General features: G+C 64.8%; 16 protein-coding genes. 8 read left to right on the forward strand and 8 right to left on the reverse strand.

All coding sequences use genetic code 11. From position 1 onward, the window contains the following. The 7 genes from ubiH to gcvP all read left to right on the forward strand — a co-directional run bounded on the left by ubiH (position 1) and on the right by gcvP (position 9,988). Entirely contained in the window at positions 1-1,185 is a 1,185-nt protein-coding gene (gene ubiH, locus E8E75_RS24465) for a 2-octaprenyl-6-methoxyphenyl hydroxylase (RefSeq protein WP_153919022.1), read from the forward strand. Positions 1,186-1,236: 51 nt separating this feature from the next. After that, positions 1,237-2,451 carry a 2-octaprenyl-3-methyl-6-methoxy-1,4-benzoquinol hydroxylase gene (locus E8E75_RS24470; protein ID WP_162945909.1) on the forward strand — a complete coding sequence of 405 codons (1,215 nt, stop codon included), beginning with the start codon at positions 1,237-1,239 and terminating at the stop codon, positions 2,449-2,451. Between the two features lie 153 nt (positions 2,452-2,604). After that, positions 2,605-3,606 (forward strand): extracellular solute-binding protein, encoded by a 1,002-nt coding sequence (locus E8E75_RS24475; protein ID WP_120654014.1) that lies wholly within the window; start codon positions 2,605-2,607, stop codon positions 3,604-3,606. Positions 3,607-3,679: 73 nt separating this feature from the next. Continuing rightward, entirely contained in the window at positions 3,680-5,299 is a 1,620-nt protein-coding gene (locus tag E8E75_RS24480) for an iron ABC transporter permease (RefSeq protein WP_120654015.1), read from the forward strand. A 219-nt stretch (positions 5,300-5,518) separates the two neighbouring features. Then, the gene (gcvT, locus tag E8E75_RS24485; RefSeq protein ID WP_120654016.1) at positions 5,519-6,601 is read left to right on the forward strand and encodes a glycine cleavage system aminomethyltransferase GcvT; all 1,083 of its coding nucleotides are present in this window, start codon (positions 5,519-5,521) and stop codon (positions 6,599-6,601) included. Positions 6,602-6,644: 43 nt separating this feature from the next. After that, positions 6,645-7,034 (forward strand): glycine cleavage system protein GcvH, encoded by a 390-nt coding sequence (gcvH, locus tag E8E75_RS24490; RefSeq protein ID WP_120654017.1) that lies wholly within the window; start codon positions 6,645-6,647, stop codon positions 7,032-7,034. A gap of 77 nt (positions 7,035-7,111) precedes the next feature. Next, the gene (gene gcvP, locus E8E75_RS24495; protein ID WP_153919020.1) at positions 7,112-9,988 is read left to right on the forward strand and encodes an aminomethyl-transferring glycine dehydrogenase; all 2,877 of its coding nucleotides are present in this window, start codon (positions 7,112-7,114) and stop codon (positions 9,986-9,988) included. Positions 9,989-10,110: 122 nt separating this feature from the next. Here gcvP and E8E75_RS24500 read toward each other — a convergent pair whose 3' ends face one another. From E8E75_RS24500 to E8E75_RS24530, 7 genes are all read right to left on the reverse strand, one after another. Then, positions 10,111-10,419, reverse strand: a complete 309-nt coding sequence (locus E8E75_RS24500) for a DUF2388 domain-containing protein (protein ID WP_120654019.1) — start codon at positions 10,417-10,419, stop codon at positions 10,111-10,113. Between the two features lie 103 nt (positions 10,420-10,522). Continuing rightward, positions 10,523-12,832 (reverse strand): tetratricopeptide repeat protein, encoded by a 2,310-nt coding sequence (locus E8E75_RS24505; protein WP_153919017.1) that lies wholly within the window; start codon positions 12,830-12,832, stop codon positions 10,523-10,525. A gap of 94 nt (positions 12,833-12,926) precedes the next feature. Then, positions 12,927-13,328, reverse strand: coding sequence for a hypothetical protein (locus tag E8E75_RS24510; protein ID WP_120654021.1), 402 nt, complete (start codon positions 13,326-13,328; stop codon positions 12,927-12,929). Positions 13,329-13,405: 77 nt separating this feature from the next. After that, a complete protein-coding gene (locus E8E75_RS24515; RefSeq protein WP_120654022.1) occupies positions 13,406-13,852 on the reverse strand; it encodes an NfeD family protein in 447 nt (148 codons plus the stop codon). A 4-nt stretch (positions 13,853-13,856) separates the two neighbouring features. Further along, positions 13,857-14,777, reverse strand: a complete 921-nt coding sequence (locus E8E75_RS24520; protein WP_120654023.1) for an SPFH domain-containing protein — start codon at positions 14,775-14,777, stop codon at positions 13,857-13,859. A gap of 92 nt (positions 14,778-14,869) precedes the next feature. Next, entirely contained in the window at positions 14,870-16,654 is a 1,785-nt protein-coding gene (locus E8E75_RS24525) for a GspE/PulE family protein (protein WP_153919014.1), read from the reverse strand. Positions 16,655-16,757: 103 nt separating this feature from the next. Continuing rightward, on the reverse strand, positions 16,758-17,072 hold the full coding sequence (locus E8E75_RS24530) for a hypothetical protein (protein ID WP_120654025.1): 315 nt from the start codon (positions 17,070-17,072) through the stop codon (positions 16,758-16,760). A gap of 126 nt (positions 17,073-17,198) precedes the next feature. On the opposite strand from E8E75_RS24530, the gene E8E75_RS24535 reads away from it, so the two are divergent. Further along, on the forward strand, positions 17,199-17,672 hold the full coding sequence (locus tag E8E75_RS24535; protein WP_120654026.1) for an Lrp/AsnC family transcriptional regulator: 474 nt from the start codon (positions 17,199-17,201) through the stop codon (positions 17,670-17,672). Between the two features lie 118 nt (positions 17,673-17,790). Here E8E75_RS24535 and E8E75_RS24540 read toward each other — a convergent pair whose 3' ends face one another. Further along, positions 17,791-18,477 carry a DUF502 domain-containing protein gene (locus E8E75_RS24540; protein WP_120654027.1) on the reverse strand — a complete coding sequence of 229 codons (687 nt, stop codon included), beginning with the start codon at positions 18,475-18,477 and terminating at the stop codon, positions 17,791-17,793. Positions 18,478-18,485 lie beyond the last annotated feature (8 nt).

Raw genomic sequence — 18,485 nt, forward strand, 5'->3', positions numbered from 1 at the left:
ATGCATCACTGCCAAGTTGCGATCATTGGCGGCGGCCTGGTCGGCGCGAGCCTCGCCCTGGCGCTGCAGGATGGTGCTCGGGCGCGGGGTTGGAAGATCCTCCTGATCGAACCCTTCGCCCCTGGCAACAGCTTCCAGCCCAGCTACGACGCCCGTTCCTCTGCGCTGTCCTTCGGCAGCCGGCAGATCTACGAGCGCCTCGGACTCTGGCAGGCCATTGCGCAGCGCGCCGAGCCCATCCTGCAGATCCACGTTTCCGATCGCGGACGTTTTGGTGCCGCGCGCCTGGCTGCCCTTGAAGAAGGCGTACCGGCCCTGGGTTACGTCGTGGAGAACGCTTGGCTGGGCCAATGCCTCTGGCAGGCGCTGGACGAGGATGTGGTGACCTGGCATTGCCCGGCTGAAGTGGTCGGCATGAAGGCGCTGGAAGGTGGATACCGCCTGACCCTGAATGACGAAACCCAGATCGATTGCGACCTCGCGGTACTGGCCGATGGCGGTCGCTCCGGGCTGCGTGAGCAACTGGGCATCGGCGTGCGTCGCACTCCCTATCGACAGACTGCTCTGATTGCCAACGTCAGCCCGCTGGAAGCCCATCGTGGCCAGGCGTTCGAGCGTTTCACCGACGAGGGCCCCATGGCCCTGCTGCCGCTACCGGAAAATCGCTGCGCGCTGATCTGGAGCCGCCCGTGCGATGACGCCGAGCGCCTCGCCAGGCTGGATGAGCGGCGCTTCCTCGACGAATTGCAGGACGCCTTCGGCTACCGCCTGGGGGCCTTCCAGCAAGTCGGCGCGCGTCACCTCTATCCGCTGGAACTGATCGAAGCCGAGGAGCAGGTGCGCTCCAGCCTGGTGGTGCTGGGCAACGCTGCCCACAGCCTCCACCCCATCGCCGGCCAGGGTTACAACTTGTCCCTGCGAGACGCCCAGGCATTGGCCGAGGCATTGCTGGCCAGCGGCAAGCCCCTTGGCGATCTGGTCACTCTGAAGAACTACCTGCAGCGCCAGCGCCTGGATCAGAACCTCACGGTGGGTTTCTCCGACCAGGTGACCCGTCTCTTCTCCAACGCCGAACCGCTGCTGACTGCCGGACGCAACCTGGGCCTGCTCGGCCTCGACCTGCTGCCGCCGGCCAAACGCTGGTTTGCCCGCCAGGCCATGGGCCTGGGCACTCGCCCGGACTGACCGGGTGTGCCTTACTCGGATACACAGGGAGCCTCAAGGCCTGATATGGAATTGCGCGCGGATCTGATCATCGTGGGTGCCGGCATGGTCGGCAGTGCCCTGGCCCTGGCGCTGAAGGACAGCGGCCTGGACATCCTGCTGATCGATGGCAGCCCACTCAGCGTCAAACCCTTCGACCCGGCTGCCGCCTTCGAACCGCGCGTCAGCGCCCTGTCCGCCGCCAGCCAGCGCATCCTCCTGCGCCTGGGTGCCTGGCCCGGCGTCCTCTCGCGGCGCAGCAGCCCCTATTCCGAGATGCATGTCTGGGATGGTTCCGGTACCGGGCAGGTCCACTTCTCCGCCTCTAGCGTGCATGCCGAGGTGCTGGGCCACATCGTCGAAAACCGTGTGATTCAGGACGCCCTGATGGAGCCCCTGCACGACAGTGGCATTGGCCTGATGCCCGGCGCGCGCCTGGAACGCCTGCGCCGTTCCGGCGACGACTGGTTGCTGACGCTGGTGGATGGCCGCGAACTGCGCACTCCTCTGGTGGTGGCTGCGGATGGTGCCAATTCCGCAGTGCGCCGTCTCGCTGGCTGCGCGACCCGTGAATGGGATTACCTGCACCATGCGATCGTCACCAGCGTGCGCTGCGCCGAACCGCACCAGCGCACTGCCTGGCAGCGATTCACCGACGACGGCCCGCTGGCCTTCCTTCCCCTCGAGCGTGACGGCGAGCACTGGTGCTCCATCGTCTGGTCGGCGACCCCGGCCGAGGCCGAGCGCTTGATGGCCCTGGACGAGGCCGGCTTCTGCAGTGAACTTGGCCGGGCATTCGAATGGCGTCTGGGCGAGGTACTGGGTGCCGATCCGCGTCTTTGCATCCCGCTGCGCCAGCGCCACGCCAAGCGCTATGTGGAGGAAGGTCTGGCCCTGATCGGCGACGCCGCTCACACCATCCACCCGCTGGCGGGGCAGGGGGTCAATCTCGGCTTCCTCGACGCGGCAGTGCTGGCCGAAGTCCTTCAGCATGCTGCCGGCCGGGGCGAGCGCCTGGCCGACGAGCGCGTGCTGGGTCGTTTCGAGCGTCGGCGCATGCCCCACAACCTGGCCATGATGGCGGCGATGGAGGGCTTCGAGCGCCTATTCCAGGCCGATCCGTTGCCCCTGCGCTGGTTGCGCAACAGCGGCCTGAAATGGGTGGATGGCATGCCCGAAGCCAAGGCGCTCTTCGTACGTCAGGCCCTTGGCCTGTCCGGTGACCTGCCTGACCTGGCGCGCGCCTGAAACCTGTTCTTTTCCAGCTCGCAGAGTCGAGCAGGTTCTGGGGCTTCGTCTTTCGGAGCGCATGAATACATACGCCGACATATAAACCCTTAGAGTTCACAACTGAGGTTGACTATCATTCAGCCTTTGTCGTCATCACAAGAGGCTCCTGCAATGCGGGTAAGTAAGTCCCTTCTCGCGCTTCTCGCGCTGTTCGCCGCCGCTGCTTCGGCCCAGGCCGCCGATGAAGTGGTGGTCTATTCCTCGCGAATCGACGAGCTGATCAAGCCGGTGTTCGATGCCTACACCGCCAAGACCGGTGTGCAGATCAAGTTCATCACCGACAAGGAAGCTCCGCTGATGCAGCGGATCAAGGCCGAGGGTGACAACGGCGTAGCCGACCTGCTGCTCACCGTGGACGCCGGCAACCTCTGGCAGGCCGAGCAGATGGGCATCCTCCAGCCATTCACCTCGCCAACCATAGATGCCAACATTCCGCCCCAGTACCGATCCGGCAGCCATGCCTGGACCGGCCTGTCTCTGCGCGCGCGGACAATCGTCTACTCCACCGAGCGGGTGAAGCCGGAAGAACTATCCACCTACGAGGCGCTGGCCGACAAGAACTGGGAAGGCCGCCTCTGCCTGCGTACCGCGAAGAAGGTCTACAACCAGTCGCTGACCGCCACCCTGATCGAGACCCATGGCGCGGCCAAGACCGAGGAAATCCTCAAGGGTTGGGTGAACAACCTGGCCACCGACGTCTTCGCCGACGATAACGCCGTGATTCAGGCCGTGGATGCCGGCCAGTGCGACGTCGGCATCGTCAACACCTACTACTACGGCCGCCTGCACAAGGCCAACCCGGAACTGCGCGTGAAAATTTTCTGGCCGAACCAGGCTGACCGTGGCGTCCACGTCAACCTTTCCGGCGTCGGCGTGACCAGGCATGCGCCGCATCCGGAGGCCGCCAAGGCCCTGGTGGAATGGATGACCACCGATGAGGCGCAAGCCTTGTTCGCCGGCATCAATCAGGAGTTCCCGGCCAATCCGAAGGTCAAACCGTCCGAGGAAGTCGCCGCCTGGGGCAGCTTCAAGGCTGACACCATCCCGGTGGAAGTCGCCGGCAAGCGGCAGGCCGAGGCCATCAAGATGATGGACCGGGTCGGCTGGAACTGATCCACCGCTCTACCGCTATACTCGACGCCCCGGCCCGCCCGGGGCGTCCTGTTTCGATCCCCGAGAGGTTTGCGTGGCCCATCCCGCCCAGCGTCGCTGGTATCCCATCAGCTTTGCCGTCGCCGTCCTGGTTCTATTGCCCCTGAGCGTCCTGCTGCTGTCCTGGGGAGAGGTGGATGGGGAAATCTGGTCCCACCTGTGGGAAACCCAGATGCCACGTCTGCTGGGTAATACCTTGGTGCTGGTCACCGGCGTGTCGGTGGGCGTGACCGTGATCGGCGTCAGCCTGGCCTGGCTCACCAGCCTTTGCGAATTCCCGGGCCGGCGCTGGCTGGACTGGGCGCTGATGCTGCCCTTCGCCGTTCCGGCCTACGTGCTGGCCTTCGTCTTTATCGGCCTGTTCGACTTCTCCGGCCCGGTACAGACCCTGCTCCGCGAGTGGTTCGGCACTGGCCTGCGGCTACCCCGGGTGCGCTCCACCGGCGGTGTGATCCTGGTACTGGTGCTGGTCTTCTATCCGTACGTCTACCTGCTGGCCCGCGCCGCTTTCCTGGCCCAGGGCAAGGGTTTGATGGAAGCCGCCCGGGTTCTCGGGCAATCACCCTGGCAGGCCTTCTGGCGCGTCGCACTGCCCATGGCGCGACCGGCCATCGGTGCCGGCCTGGCCCTTGCCATCATGGAGACCCTGGCGGACTTCGGCGCCGTGGCCGTCTTCAATTTCGATACTTTCACCACCGCTATCTACAAGACCTGGTACGGCTTTTTCAGCCTTTCCAGTGCCGCCCAGTTGGCCAGCCTGCTGCTACTCGGGGTCTGCCTGGTGCTCTACGGCGAGCGTCGTGCCCGTGGCGCCAGCCGCCCGGCCAGCGAGCGACCGCGAGGCAAGGCGCTGTATCACCTGCACGGGGTAAAGGCCCTGGCGGCGACCTTCTGGTGCTCGCTGGTGTTCGCCTGCGCCTTCGTCATTCCCATGCTGCAGCTCCTGGTGTGGTTCTGGCAGCGTGGCCGCTTCGATCTCGACGAGCGTTATGCCGGGCTGATCCTGCACACCCTCTATCTCGGTGGCATGGCGGCCTTGCTGACCGTGTGCGTGGCGCTGTTGCTGGCTTTTGCCCGACGCCTGGCCCCGACGCGTCCGGTGCGCGCCGCGGTGGGCCTGGCCAACCTCGGCTACGCGCTGCCGGGCTCGGTGCTGGCGGTGTCCATCATGCTGGCCTTCAGTTACCTCGACAGCCACCTGGTAATTCCCCTCTCCGGCTGGCTTGGCGGTGCCGGCAAGCCGTTGCTGATGGGCAGCCTCGGCGCCTTGTTGCTGGCCTACCTGGTGCGCTTCATGGCGGTGGCTTATGGACCGCTGGAAAACGGCCTGGCGCGCATCCGTCCGTCGCTTCCGGAAGCCTCGCGCAGCCTCGGCGTTGGCGGTCCGGCCCTGTTCTTCCGGGTCTATCTGCCGTTGTTACTGCCCGGCACCCTGAGCGCCGCGCTGCTGGTGTTCGTCGACGTGCTCAAGGAAATGCCCGCTACCCTGCTGATGCGCCCCTTCGGCTGGGACACCCTGGCCGTGCGCATTTTCGAAATGACCAGCGAAGGCGAATGGTCCCGCGCCGCGCTGCCGGCCTTGACCCTGGTGCTGGTCGGCCTGATGCCGGTGATCGGCCTGATACGCCGTTCGGCACGACGCTTCGGCCACTGACGCCGGATTCGAAGGCGCGCCGAGGCCCGGGCGAGACAGCTCGCGATGCCAATTGGCCTGCTCGCGGGGCCGGTATCTGCTGACGGGCGGCTGGAGTGTCCACTGCCCCACCTTGCGGCTACAATGCGCGCCATTCGTTGCGGCCCACCCCCGCCGCGGCAGCGGATGAACCCGCTCCCAAGGCCGCCGCATCCTCGCCAAGCCCGGAAGGAGAAACCCATGGGACAGCGCACTCCATTGCACGACCAGCACGTCGCGCTGGGAGCCAAGATGGTCGATTTCGGTGGCTGGGACATGCCACTGCACTACGGCTCCCAGGTCGAGGAGCACCATCAGGTGCGCCGCGATTGCGGCGTATTCGACGTCTCCCACATGACGGTGGTGGATGTCGCCGGCAGCCAGTCCAAGGTCTGGCTCCAGTACCTGCTGGCCAACGATGTGGAGCGCCTGCAAGCCCACGGCAAGGCACTTTACAGCGCCATGCTCGACGAGCAGGGCGGGGTGATCGACGACCTGATCGTCTACGTAACCGACTTCGGCTACCGCCTGGTGGTCAATGCCGCTACCCGTGACAAGGACCTGGCCTGGATGCAGGCCCGCAGCCAGGGCTTCGACATCAACCTGACCGAGCGCGCCGACCTAGCCGTGCTCGCCATCCAGGGCCCCAGTGCTCGTGCCAAGGTGGCAGAGCTGCTGAGCACCGAACGCGCTGCGCTGATCCACGAACTCAAACCTTTCCAGGGCCTGCCCGATGGCGACTGGTTCATCGCCCGTACCGGTTACACCGGCGAAGACGGCCTGGAAATCCTCCTGCCCGCCGACCAGGCCGCTGGCTTCTTCAATGAACTGGTGGGTGCCGGCATCGCCCCCATTGGTCTCGGTGCCCGTGACACCCTGCGTTTGGAGGCTGGCATGAACCTTTATGGCCAGGACATGACCGAGGAGACCTCCCCGCTGGTTTCCAATATGGCCTGGACCATCGCCTGGGAACCCGAGTCCCGCAACTTCATCGGCCGTCAGGCCCTGGAGGCCGAACGCGCCGCCGGCGTGGCGAGCAAGCTGGTCGGACTGGTGCTGGAAGAGCGCGGCGTGCTGCGCGCCCATCAAGTGGTGCGTGTGGAAGGTGTCGGCGAGGGTGAAATCACCAGCGGCAGCTTCTCTCCGACCCTGAACAAGTCCATCGCCATGGCGCGCGTGCCGATGGCCACCGGCGACCGCGCCGAGGTGGAAATCCGCGGCAAGTGGTTCCCTGTTCGCGTCGTTCGACCGAACTTCGTGCGCAATGGCAAAGCCTTGATCTAAATTTTCAGGCGGGCCATCCGCCACAGACTCTGAGGAATTCGATATGAGCAACATCCCCGCTGAACTGCGTTACGCCCCCAGCCACGAGTGGGCCCGTCTGGAAGCCGATGGCACCGTTACCGTGGGCATCAGCGACCATGCCCAGGAAGCCCTGGGTGACGTGGTCTTCGTCGAACTGCCGGAAGTCGGCAAGACCCTGGCCGCTGGTCAGGAAGCGGGCGTGGTGGAGTCGGTGAAGGCCGCTTCCGATATCTACGCGCCGATCAGCGGCGAAGTGATCGCCGTGAACGAAGCCGTGAGCGACGCCCCCGAGAGCGTCAACAGCGATCCGTATGGTTCCTGGTTCTTCAAGCTCAAGCCCAACGACGCGGCCGATCTGGACAAGCTGCTCGACGCAGCCGCCTACAAGGCAGCTGCCGACGCCGATAGCTGATTCACCCGCTATCCTTCAAAAAGCCTCGCTAGTCGAGGCTTTTTGTTTTTTCGATGAGGCCAAACGAGGTTCTGCCCATGTCCCAGATGCCCTCGCTGTCGCAGCTCCAACAGCCCGATGCTTTTCTTCGCCGCCACCTGGGGCCGGACGATGCGGAGCAGCAGGCGATGCTGGAGGCCCTCGGCCTCACCAGCCGCGATGAGCTGATTGTGCAGACGGTGCCGCCGGCGATCCGCCTCAATCGGCCCCTGGAGCTGCCGCCGGCGCTGGACGAACAGCAGGCACTGGCCAGGTTGCGCGGCTATGCCGAGCAGAACCAGCTGTGGACCAACCTCATCGGCATGGGCTACTACGGCACTGTCACCCCCACGGTGATCCTGCGCAATGTGCTGGAAAGCCCCGGCTGGTACACGGCCTACACCCCTTATCAGCCGGAAATAGCCCAGGGCCGGCTGGAAGCGTTGCTGAACTTCCAGCAATTGACGATCGACCTCACCGGGCTCGATCTCGCCAGCGCTTCCCTGCTGGACGAGGCCACTGCCGCCGCCGAAGCCATGGCCCTGGCCAAGCGGGTGGCGAAGTCGAAGAGCAACCTGTTCTTCGTCGACGAAGACAGCCATCCGCAAACCATCTCCGTGGTGCAGACCCGCGCCGATGCCTTCGGCTTCGAGGTGGTGGTGGACCATGTGGATAACCTGGCTCGGCACCAGGTATTTGGCGCGCTGCTGCAATACCCGGACACCCATGGCGAAATCCGTGATCTGCGCCCGCTCATCGAGCACTTGCATGGCCAGCAGGCGCTGGCCTGCGTCGGTACCGACCTGCTCAGCCTGCTGCTGCTCACGCCACCCGGTGAACTGGGCGCCGACGTGGTGTTCGGTTCGGCCCAGCGTTTCGGCGTGCCCATGGGGTACGGCGGGCCGCATGCCGCGTTCTTCGCTACCCGCGACGACTTCAAGCGCGCTATGCCGGGCCGGATCATCGGCGTCTCCAAGGATGCGCGGGGCAACGTCGCCCTGCGCATGGCCCTGCAGACCCGCGAACAGCACATCCGCCGCGAGAAGGCCAATTCCAATATCTGCACGGCCCAGGTGCTGCTGGCCAACATCGCCAGCTGCTACGCCGTCTACCACGGTCCGGAAGGGCTGAAACGCATCGCCCAGCGTGTCCACCGGCTCACCGCGATCCTCGCCGAAGGCCTGGCGCGTCGGGGTATCAAACGTGACAACCAGTACTACTTCGACACCCTTACCCTGGATGTCGGCGGCAGCCAGACCGCCGTCATCGAATCCGCCAAGGCGGCGCGCATCAACCTGCGCATCCTCGGCCGCGGCAAGCTGGGGGTCAGCCTCGATGAAACCTGCACGGCGGAAACCGTGGAGCAGCTGTTCTGCATCTTCCTCGGGGCCGACCACGGCCTGTCCGTCGCCGAGCTGGACGAAGCTGTGCTGGTCCCTGGAATCCCGGCGGAGCTGTCCCGCAGCAGCGACTACCTCGCCCACCCGGTGTTCAACGCACATCACAGCGAAACCGAGATGCTGCGTTACCTGAAGCAGCTGGAGAACAAGGACCTGGCCCTGAACCAGGCGATGATCCCGCTGGGCTCCTGCACCATGAAGCTCAACGCCACCAGCGAGATGATCCCCATCACCTGGCCGGAATTCGCCAACCTGCACCCCTTCGCACCCCGCGAGCAGGCGCTTGGCTACAAGCTGATGATCGACGAGCTGGAGGCCTGGCTCTGCGCCATTACCGGTTTCGATGCCATCTGCATGCAGCCCAACTCGGGCGCCCAGGGCGAGTACGCCGGGCTGCTCGCGATTCGCCGTTACCACGAGAGCCGTGGCGAGGGGCATCGCAACATCTGCCTGATCCCGGCATCCGCCCACGGCACCAACCCCGCGTCGGCGCAGATGACGAGCATGCGGGTGGTGATCGTCGAGTGCGATCCGGAGGGCAACGTCGATCTGGAAGACCTCAAGCGCAAAGCTGGCGAGGCTGGTGGTCAACTGTCCTGCCTGATGGCCACCTATCCCTCGACTCACGGTGTGTACGAGGAGGGCATTCGCGAGATCTGCGAGGTTATCCACAGCCACGGTGGTCAGGTCTACATGGACGGCGCCAACCTCAACGCCCAGGTCGGTCTGGCACGGCCGGCGGACATCGGTGCCGACGTGTCGCACATGAATCTGCACAAGACTTTCTGCATTCCCCACGGCGGCGGTGGACCGGGCATGGGGCCGATCGGCGTCCGCGCACACCTGGCGCCCTTCGTCGCCAACCACCCGGTGATCGAGCTGAAAGGACCGAATCCCGAGAATGGTGCGGTCAGCGCGGCGCCCTGGGGCAGCGCGAGCATCCTGCCGATCAGCTGGATGTACATCGCCATGATGGGCCCGGAGCTGGCCGATGCCACCGAAGTGGCCATTCTCAGTGCCAACTACCTGGCGCGCCAGCTCGGCGATGCCTATCCGGTGCTCTACAGCGGCCGAAATGGCCGGGTGGCCCACGAGTGCATTCTCGACCTGCGTCCGATCAAGGCGGAAACCGGCATCACCGAAGAAGACGTGGCCAAGCGCCTGATGGACTACGGCTTCCACGCACCGACCATGAGCTTCCCGGTGCCCGGCACCCTGATGGTTGAACCCACCGAGAGCGAGAACAAGCACGAACTGGATCGTTTCATCGAGGCGATGCTGAGCATTCGTGCCGAGATCGCCAAGGTGCAGGCGGGAGACTGGCCGGCCGAGGACAATCCGCTCAAGCGCGCGCCGCACACCCTCGCCGACGTGACTGGCCACTGGGAGCGGCCCTACAGCATCGAAGAGGCCGTCACGCCAACCGCTCACACGCGGGCCCACAAGTACTGGCCAACGGTGAACCGGGTGGACAACGTCTTTGGCGACCGCAATCTGTTCTGCGCTTGCGTGCCGGTCGGGGATTATCGGGAGTAGCGGGGAATCGAGTTTTTTAGGAGCGAGCTCTGCTCGCCAAAGGCTTGGTGCAAGCTTCAGATCGCGAATGAATTCGCTCCCACAGGACTGAACCTTGTGGGAGCGAATTCATTCGCGAAACATTACTCCTCGGTAGCGAGGATCGCGTTGGCCAGTTCGCTGTCGCTGGCCTTGATATCCGGGTGTTCGCTGCGGATGCGCTGCAGCGCAGCTTCAAGGTACGGGCCGCGGATTTCGCCGCCACTGGCGACGAAGCTGCTGGCATCGTCGCGTGCTGCGACTATCAGCTTGTCGTCCTTGAAGGTCAGGTAAGTGGAAGCGGTGGTAGCTCCGGACGAGATGACATCGCGCCAGAAGTCACCGTCGGCCATGGCCGAACCAACTGGTAGGGCGACCAGGGCGAAGGCGGCTGCATACAGACGAGTGCGCATGGCGTGTTACTCCGTTCTGGGGTGGACCTGAAGATTCAGATTCGGCCGTCCACCCCGGAGTTCAAACTGTTCGCCAGTCGGTCATGGCTCCTTGCCAGCCTCGTCACTCCCGCCGCAACGCGGGGTCGTCAGGGTTCTGCTGCTCCAGCTCCGCCAGCAACGCCTGGACCTTCTGGATTTGCCCGGCTTCGCGCCAGTAGTTGATCAGCGCCAGACGCGCTTCGCGGTTGGCCGGGTCGCGCTCCAGCAGTTCCTCCAGGCGATGACACGCCACTTCGAGCTGGCCGCTGTCGTGCAGTGCGACGGCGTACACGTAGTCGTACTGGCTGTTCTTCGGCTCCAGCCGGACCGCTTCGGCAAAGGCCTTCAGGGCCGCCTGAAGATCGCCCTTGCGCACCAGCATCAGGCCATTGGCATAGTGCAGCAGCGCCGACTCGGGGTGTTCCTTCAGGCCTTGTTCGAGCAGGGCGCGACCTTCCTCCCAGCGGAAATTGCCATCCAGCCACTGCACCAGGGCGACCAACGCCGGCAGGAAGCTCGGGTCGCGCTGCAGCGCGGTGCGCAGATGCGGCTCCACGGCGCCGGAGCGGCCATTGGCCTGATACAGCATGGCCAGATTGAGATTCGCCTCGGCGCGTTCCTGCAGGCGCAGCTGCACGGCTTCGTACTCTTCAATGGCCTTGCTCCAGCTCGACTCGTAGTTGCCCAGCCCCGTGCTGTGCATGCCCAGCAGGGCGTAGGCGGCGGCGATGCGCACGGCGCGCACCGGGTCGCTCAGCAGCGGCGCCAGCACATTGCGGCGCTGCTCCGGCGGAACAAGGGCCGCCACGGCCTTGATTGCTGCCTCACGCACCTGCGGTGCGGGGTGGGTCAGGTCACGGGCTGCGGCCTTGAGGGCGCGCTCGCTGGGATAGGTGGGCAATTCGGCCAGCAGGGTGGCGCGGCGAATGGCCGGTAACCCCTGTGTTTCCAACTGCTGAAACAGCGCTCGCGAAGCCCCTGGCCTACCGTTGCGGATCAGCCACAGGCTCTCGTCGTAGCGCGGCGCGACGACCTTGCTCTCGCCATACCAGAGGCGGAACTGCTCGGCGACCTGGTCGCCCGGTTGCTCGCGGTGGCAGCCCAGGCAGGCATCCGTGGTGCCCAGGCGCAGGGCGCGGGCGGGGTTGGGCAGGGTGAAGCCGTGGTCATGACGATAGTCGTTGACCATGAAGAACTTGCCCGGCATGTGGCAATCCACGCACTGGGAGCCCGTCTGGCCGGGGTTGTGATGGTGGTGTTCGGGAGACTCGTAGTTCTTCGCCTTCAGGCCCTGGCCGTCGATGCCCTCGATGCCGGCCTTGCCGGAGGGGTTGTGGCACTGCAGGCAGACGCCATTGCCCGAGGCCTTGAGCGAGGTGCTGTGGGGGTTGTGGCAATTGCTGCAGCGCACACCCTTGGCGAACATCTTGCTCTGGGTGAAAGCACCGTACTCGAACACCTCCTCCTTGAACTTGCCGTCGATCTCGTAGAGCTCGCGGGTCAGTGCGCTGGGCAGGTAGTCGTCCATCAGCCTGCGTTCGCTGTGGTAACCATCGTCCAGCGGCGCGCGGCGGGCATGGCAGCGGGCGCAGGTCTCCACTTCCCTGATCTTGTCGCTCGTGGCGAGGTCGTAGGCGAAGCCGGCATTGGCGGCACGGTTCTTCTTAGCGACCCACTCCATGTGCTTCGAAGCAGGGCCATGGCAGGCCTGGCAGCCCACTCCGAGGCTGTTCCAGTGGCTGGTGAAGCGATCCGCGGCGGGGTCGAATGCGCGCTTGAAACCGGTGGTGTGGCACTCCACGCACATGAAGTTGGCGTTCTGCTGGGGATTGCTCCAGTGCAGCGGGTCCTTGAAGTCCACGCCCTGGCCCGGGTAGAGGTGGAACCAGGCGCGTTTTTCCACATCCCAGGCCACGCCCAGGGCCTGGAGGCGGCCACCAGGAACCTCGATCAGGTACTGCTGTAGCGGCGCGACGCCGAAGGCATAGGCGACGCGGAAATCGGCTGGCTTGCCATCGGCTCCGGGAACGTTGATCCAGAAGCCGCCGTCCTTGCGTAAGAAGCGGGTGGTTTCCTTTTCGTCCTTGAAGCTGGCGTCGTTGAAATCGCCAAGCACGCTGCTGTCGGTGGCGGCCTGCATCGCCAGTTGGTGATGGCTGCCTTGCCAGTCTCTGGCCTGCTGGGTGTGGCAGCCGGCACACTGGCCCTCGTCCACCAGGCTGGCGGGCTGGGTGCTGGCTGTGGGAGGCGGTTTCATGCCCGGCAGCCCGCCAGCGCCGCCCGCGATGTACAGCCAGGCTCCCAGGCTGATCAATAGCAGCAGACCCGCCAGGACGGGATAGACAGGGCGCCGTACCGGTTTGGGCGGCGCCTTCTTTTGGTGCTTCGTCATGCAGACATCCGCTGTGCTGGCGAGCGTGTTTCACGGTGGCGTGCAGGTTCCGTGAATGTCCCGGAGCCCGTCAAGGCTACATGTCGTTCCCGGCTCAGCGATAGCGAATGACAATGCCCTTCAGCTTGCGACCCTGGATGGTCTCCACATCCCGCGCCCAGAGCGGTCCGCTGACATAGGCCGCCACCGGCTGGATGCGGTCATAGACCACCACCACGGCCTCGCCGCCTATCTCCGCGGCCTCTTCGCGTAGTTTCTGTTCGATCTCCGTGACCGGGGGCGGCGGCTCGGTGCTGGCGTCGACCACGACTTCGCCGAGGCGGTCATGGGGGCGGGCAGGTTCACGGCGCAGTACTTCCACACCGGCTGGGTCGGTAGGTGCGGCATGGGGCGTGCCGACGTATTCGGTGGTCTGCGCATCGATGTTGGCGCAGGCGGCAAGCAACAGCAGGAAGCCCGCGGCGAGCAGCGGGCGCAGGTGCTGGGTAGATGACATGATGGAACTTCCTTCGCGATCGCCAGGAAGCCTAGCTGGTGATAGGCGGCCTGCCCGCACTGGGCAGGCCGGGAGCATCAGACCGGCTCCACCTTCAGCAGCACGCCGTCCTGGCCGACGACGCGGACCTGGCTGCCGGCGGGCAGGTCGGGGCCGGACACCAGCCAGACGGAATCGCCGGCGCGAATCTTGCCGCGACCGCCGCTGATGGCTTCATGCAAGGCAAATTCGCGGCCCACGAACTCGTAGCCGCGACGGTTCAGACCTGGCTGGTCTGAGACCTTGGCGGCGCTGCGCTGACGACGCCACCAGAACACCGCAGTGAGGATGGAGAGGACGCCGAACAGCAGGAACTGGATGGCCCAGTGCAGTTCCGGGGCGATGAAGGTGATCACTCCGACGCAGGCTGCGGCCACGCCTATCCACAGCAAGTAGCCGCCGGCGCCGAAGACTTCGAGTATCAGCAGCAGGGTGCCGAGGGCCAGCCAGTCCCAGTAGGTCAGGTGCTGGAGGTAATTCCACATCGGTTCAGCCCTTCTTGCCGTCGAAGGTGGCGCGGACGATTTCGCCGATGCCGCCCACGGCGCCGATCACCTGGCTAGCTTCCAGGGGCATCAGTACCACCTTGCTGTTGTTGGCGCTGGCCAGTTTGCCCAGTGCCTCGACGTATTTCTGCGCGACGAAGTAGTTCACCGCCTGCACGTTGCCGTGGGCGATTGCGTCCGATACCACGCGGGTCGCCTCCGCTTCGGCCTGGGCGGCGCGCTCGCGCGCCTCGGCTTCAAGGAAGGCGGCCGTACGCTCACCTTCAGCCTTGAGGATCTGGGCTTGCTTCTCGCCCTCGGCCGTGAGGATTTCCGCCTGGCGCCGGCCTTCGGCTTCCAGCACCTGCGCGCGTTTCAGACGCTCGGCCTTCATCTGGCTGGCCATGGCTTCCACCAGATCGGCCGGCGGGCTGATGTCCTTGATCTCGATACGGGTGACCTTGATGCCCCAGGGCGCCGTGGCCTCATCGACCGTGCGCAGCAGGCGCTCGTTGATCGCGTCACGCTGGCTGAGCATGGCGTCAAGTTCCATGGAGCCGAGCACGGTGCGGATGTTGGTCATCACCAGGTTGCGTATGGCGTGTTCCAGGTCGTTGACCTCGTAGGCCGCCTGGGCGGTGTTGATCACCTGGAAGAAGCACACGGCGTCGATGGTGACGATGGCGTTGTCGGCGCTGATGGCTTCTTGTGGGGGAATGTCCAGCACGCTTTCCATGACGTTGATCTTGCGACCGATGCGGTCCATCACCGGCACGATGATGTTCAGGCCGGGTTTGAGCGTGTTGGTGTAGCGGCCGAAGCGCTCCACGGTCCACTCGAAGCCTTGTGGTACGACCTTGAAGCCCATGAACACGATTGCGATCGCAAGGGCAACGAAGAGGATGACGACACTGCCGATTTCCATGGGAATTGCTCCGTTTGCTGGCTATATGTCCTGGCGGCTGAGGCCCCGCTAGCGCGATTGCGCCGGAGGGATTTCAGCAGCCGGATAGCATTTCATTTCTGCTCGCTTTGTGGCGTGACCCGCAGCACTTCTTCGATGGTCGTCAGGCCCGAGGCGACTTTCTGCGCCCCGGACAGGCGCAGGCTGCGCATGCCTTCCTTGAAAGCGGCTCGACGTAGGGCGATCAAGTCGGTGTCGGCGGTGATCAACGGTTTGACCGCATCGGACAGCAGCATGATCTCGTAGACCCCGGCCCGACCGCGGTAGCCGGTGTCGCGGCATTCCAGGCAACCGACGGCACGGTGCGCTCCCGTGGGCAACGGCGCGCTCCAGGGTTTGGTCAGGCTGCTCCAGTCTTCTTCGCGAAGCTCCATCGGTGCCTTGCAGTGCGGACAGAGGGTCCGTACCAGACGTTGGGCCATGACCCCGAGCAGGGTGGCACGCAGCAGGTAGTAGGGCACGCCCAGTTCCAGCAGGCGGGTAATGGCGCTGGGGGCGTCGTTGGTGTGCAGGGTGGAGAGCACGAGGTGGCCGGTCAATGCGGCCTGGATGGCCATTTCGGCGGTCTCCAGATCGCGGATCTCGCCGACCATGATGATGTCGGGGTCCTGCCGCATCAGCGCGCGCACGCCACTGGCGAAGGTCAGGTCGATGTTGTGCTGCACCTGCATCTGGTTGAAGGCGCCCTCGATCATCTCGATGGGGTCTTCGATGGTGCAGACGTTCACCTCGCTGGTGGCCAGCTGCTTGAGGGTGGTGTAGAGCGTGGTGGTCTTGCCCGAACCGGTGGGGCCGGTGACCAGGATGATGCCGTTGGGCTGGTTGGTCATGCTCTGCCAGCGGCGCAGGTCGTCCTGGGAGAAGCCGAGTTGGTCGAAGCTCTTCAGCAGCACCTCGGGGTCGAAGATCCGCATCACCATCTTCTCGCCGAAGGCCGTTGGCAGCGTGGAGAGGCGCAGCTCCACTTCGCCACCATCCGGGGTCTTGGTCTTGACCCTGCCGTCCTGGGGCTTGCGCTTTTCCGCCACGTTCATGCGTCCGAGGCTCTTGAGGCGGCTGACCACCGCCATGGTGACCTGGGGCGGGAACTGGTAGACGGTGTGCAGCACGCCGTCGATGCGGAAGCGCACACTGCCCTGTTCGCGACGTGGCTCGATGTGGATATCGCTGGCGCGTTGCTGATAGGCGTACTGGAACAGCCAGTCGACGATGTTGACGATGTGTGCATCGTTGGCGTCCGGCTCCTGCTCGCTGGAGCCGAGCTTGAGCAACTGCTCGAAGTTGCCGACACCGCTGATCTTCTGGTCCAGCGCGCTGGCGCCGCTGACCGACTTGGCCAGGCGATAAAACTCCAGGGTGAACTTCTGGATGTCGATCGGGTTGGCCACGACCCGTTTGATCGGGCGCTTGAGCACGTGGGCCAGGTTGCTTTCCCAGCTCTGTACGAAGGGCTGGGCGCTGGCGATTGTCACCGCTTCGCTGTCGGCGGCCACGGCGAGAATCTTGTGGCGCTGGGCGAAGGCGTAGGACATCAACGGGGTGATGGCGGCGACATCGATCTTCAGCGGGTCGATACGCAGGTAGGGCTGGCCGGCATGCTCGGCCAGCCAGTGGCTGAGGGTTTCCAGGTCGAGTTTCTTGCCTGGGCGCTTGAGGTCATCCACCTGCTGGCTGGCCAGGAACTCCAGCGGATGCTGCTGGTTGTTCACCGCGCTTCGGCGAATGGCCAGGCAATGCTCTGCCTGGTCCTGGCTCAGGCGGCCCTGGGATACCAGTTCGCGCATCAGGTCGTTGAGATCCAGCCAACGGTCCTGGGCGGGTGAGGCAAAGGCGGACATGCAAGCTCCTCGGTCACGCTGCTCAGTCTGGAAGAGTAGTCAAACGCTCTTCACGCGGGACGGCAAGCATGCCCGAATTGCCATCATTCGGCTAAGAGCCGCATCAAGTAATGGCGAACGGTTCCAACTCCACCGAGAAGACACTGACCAGCGAGCGCATTTTCTGCGCGATGACCTCGGCCCGGTGCGGGGTCAGTCCGGGCTGGCGCAGCTGGACCAGCAGGTTATCGCCGAGTCGGTTGACCTCCAGCCAGTGCGGTACCAGTTGCAGCTGGGCGAAGAAGGCAAGCAGCCGGCCGAGGATGTCCGCTTCCGCCTCGGCGAGGATGGCGAATTGCATTTCGCGGGCCTGGAGCTGGGCGGTGTGCGGGTGCCAGTGGTCTTCACGGGCGACGGGGGCGGACTGGAGGCTGAGCATGCTGGATTCCTCGGTGGGGACGCCGATAGTTTTCCAGCCTGAAGTGGGTTTTTTCTGCCTGAATCGTGCGGGCGGGCGTCATCTTTGGATAAACTTTCCGGGTAATCAGTTTAATCTGGAAATTTTATGTCCATCACCCTGGATGCCTACGACAAACGCATTCTCGACCTGCTGCAGGAAGATGCGAGCCTGTCCACCGCGGAGATTGCCGAACGGGTTGGGCTGTCCCAATCACCTTGCTGGAGACGCATCCAGCGCCTGAAGGATGAAGGCGTGATTCGCCGCCAGGTCACCCTGCTGGATCGGCGCAAGATCGGTCTCAACGCGCAGATCTTCGCCCAGGTAAAACTCAACGCCCACGGTCGCTCCAACCTCACCGAGTTCGCCGAGGCCATGCGTCAGTTTCCCGAGGTGCTGGAATGCCATGTGCTGATGGGCGCAGTGGACTTCATGCTGCGCATCGTCACCCGCGACATCGAGGCCTACGAGCGCTTCTTCTTCGAGAAGCTATCGCTGGTGCCGGGAATACAGGAGGTGAACTCGATCGTCGCGTTGTCGGAGATCAAATCCACCACCAGCTTGCCGGTGGGGCAGGGGTAAGAAAGCCTGTGGGGGCGATTTCAATCTTCAGGGGCAGCGCAGTCGGCCTATCAGGCTCACGACAATTGGCAGACCTTCGGCCCGCTTGGCGAATGAATTCGCCCCTACAAGGGCATTTTCAGGAGGCCTTGTCGCCGTCCGTAGGCACCGCCTGCTCCTTCGCCAGCTTCCCGGCTTGGTGCGGTGGGGTGAGTCCCATGGACAGATAGATGCTGGTCAGGCCTTCCACGCCCATTTCCGCAGGGCGGAGCCATTCCACCGGGACGTAGATCAGCCCGCCACCCACGGGAATGGGCGCGGTCGGGACCAGAATGGCGCAGTAGGAACGGCCATCCAGTTCGAAGGTTTCCGGGTTGGGGCAAAGGGCCAGGACGGCCGCGCCTTCACCGCCGAAGATGCACCAGACCGGACTCATGGCGGCGATGTCGGCGTTCTTGCTGCGATCGAGCAGGCCGACGAAGCGGTCCGCCAGGCCGTACAGGCTTCCGATCAGCGGTGCGCGGCGCAGCGTCATGTCCAGCAGCCAGGCTAGCGGGCGGCGCAGGCCGAGCTGCACCGCCAGGCCCAGCGGATAGAGACTGCCCAGTAGCACCAGTGTGCCCACCAAGTACGCCAGCACCGGGTTGCTGGCGAACGGTTGGCCAAGGGCGCCGAGGAGCTGGCCGATCACAGTGGATGGCCCAACCAGTCGATTCAGCAGGCTGAACAGCCAGGCCAGCAACGCCAGGGTCAGCACCAGCGGCAACAGGGCCAGCAGGCCGGTGAGCCAGGTGGTGACCACGGAGCGGAAGCTTTGCTTGAGCATGGCGGGTT

Origin of the sequence: Pseudomonas sp. BN606 (genome assembly GCF_029873115.1) — a bacterium.
Lineage (GTDB): Bacteria > Pseudomonadota > Gammaproteobacteria > Pseudomonadales > Pseudomonadaceae > Metapseudomonas.

Excerpts from the sequence above, each read along its gene's own strand:
- gcvH (WP_120654017.1), top strand. The coding sequence starts at position 6,645 with ATGAGCAACATCCCCGCTGAACTGCGTTACGCCCCCAGCCACGAGTGG.
- E8E75_RS24505 (WP_153919017.1), bottom strand. The coding sequence starts at position 12,832 with ATGACGAAGCACCAAAAGAAGGCGCCGCCCAAACCGGTACGGCGCCCT.
- gcvP (WP_153919020.1), top strand. The coding sequence starts at position 7,112 with ATGTCCCAGATGCCCTCGCTGTCGCAGCTCCAACAGCCCGATGCTTTT.
- E8E75_RS24475 (WP_120654014.1), top strand. The coding sequence starts at position 2,605 with ATGCGGGTAAGTAAGTCCCTTCTCGCGCTTCTCGCGCTGTTCGCCGCC.
- E8E75_RS24530 (WP_120654025.1), bottom strand. The coding sequence starts at position 17,072 with ATGCTCAGCCTCCAGTCCGCCCCCGTCGCCCGTGAAGACCACTGGCAC.
- ubiH (WP_153919022.1), top strand. The coding sequence starts at position 1 with ATGCATCACTGCCAAGTTGCGATCATTGGCGGCGGCCTGGTCGGCGCG.
- gcvT (WP_120654016.1), top strand. The coding sequence starts at position 5,519 with ATGGGACAGCGCACTCCATTGCACGACCAGCACGTCGCGCTGGGAGCC.
- E8E75_RS24540 (WP_120654027.1), bottom strand. The coding sequence starts at position 18,477 with ATGCTCAAGCAAAGCTTCCGCTCCGTGGTCACCACCTGGCTCACCGGC.
- E8E75_RS24500 (WP_120654019.1), bottom strand. The coding sequence starts at position 10,419 with ATGCGCACTCGTCTGTATGCAGCCGCCTTCGCCCTGGTCGCCCTACCA.
- E8E75_RS24525 (WP_153919014.1), bottom strand. The coding sequence starts at position 16,654 with ATGTCCGCCTTTGCCTCACCCGCCCAGGACCGTTGGCTGGATCTCAAC.
- E8E75_RS24535 (WP_120654026.1), top strand. The coding sequence starts at position 17,199 with ATGTCCATCACCCTGGATGCCTACGACAAACGCATTCTCGACCTGCTG.
- E8E75_RS24520 (WP_120654023.1), bottom strand. The coding sequence starts at position 14,777 with ATGGAAATCGGCAGTGTCGTCATCCTCTTCGTTGCCCTTGCGATCGCA.
- E8E75_RS24510 (WP_120654021.1), bottom strand. The coding sequence starts at position 13,328 with ATGTCATCTACCCAGCACCTGCGCCCGCTGCTCGCCGCGGGCTTCCTG.
- E8E75_RS24515 (WP_120654022.1), bottom strand. The coding sequence starts at position 13,852 with ATGTGGAATTACCTCCAGCACCTGACCTACTGGGACTGGCTGGCCCTC.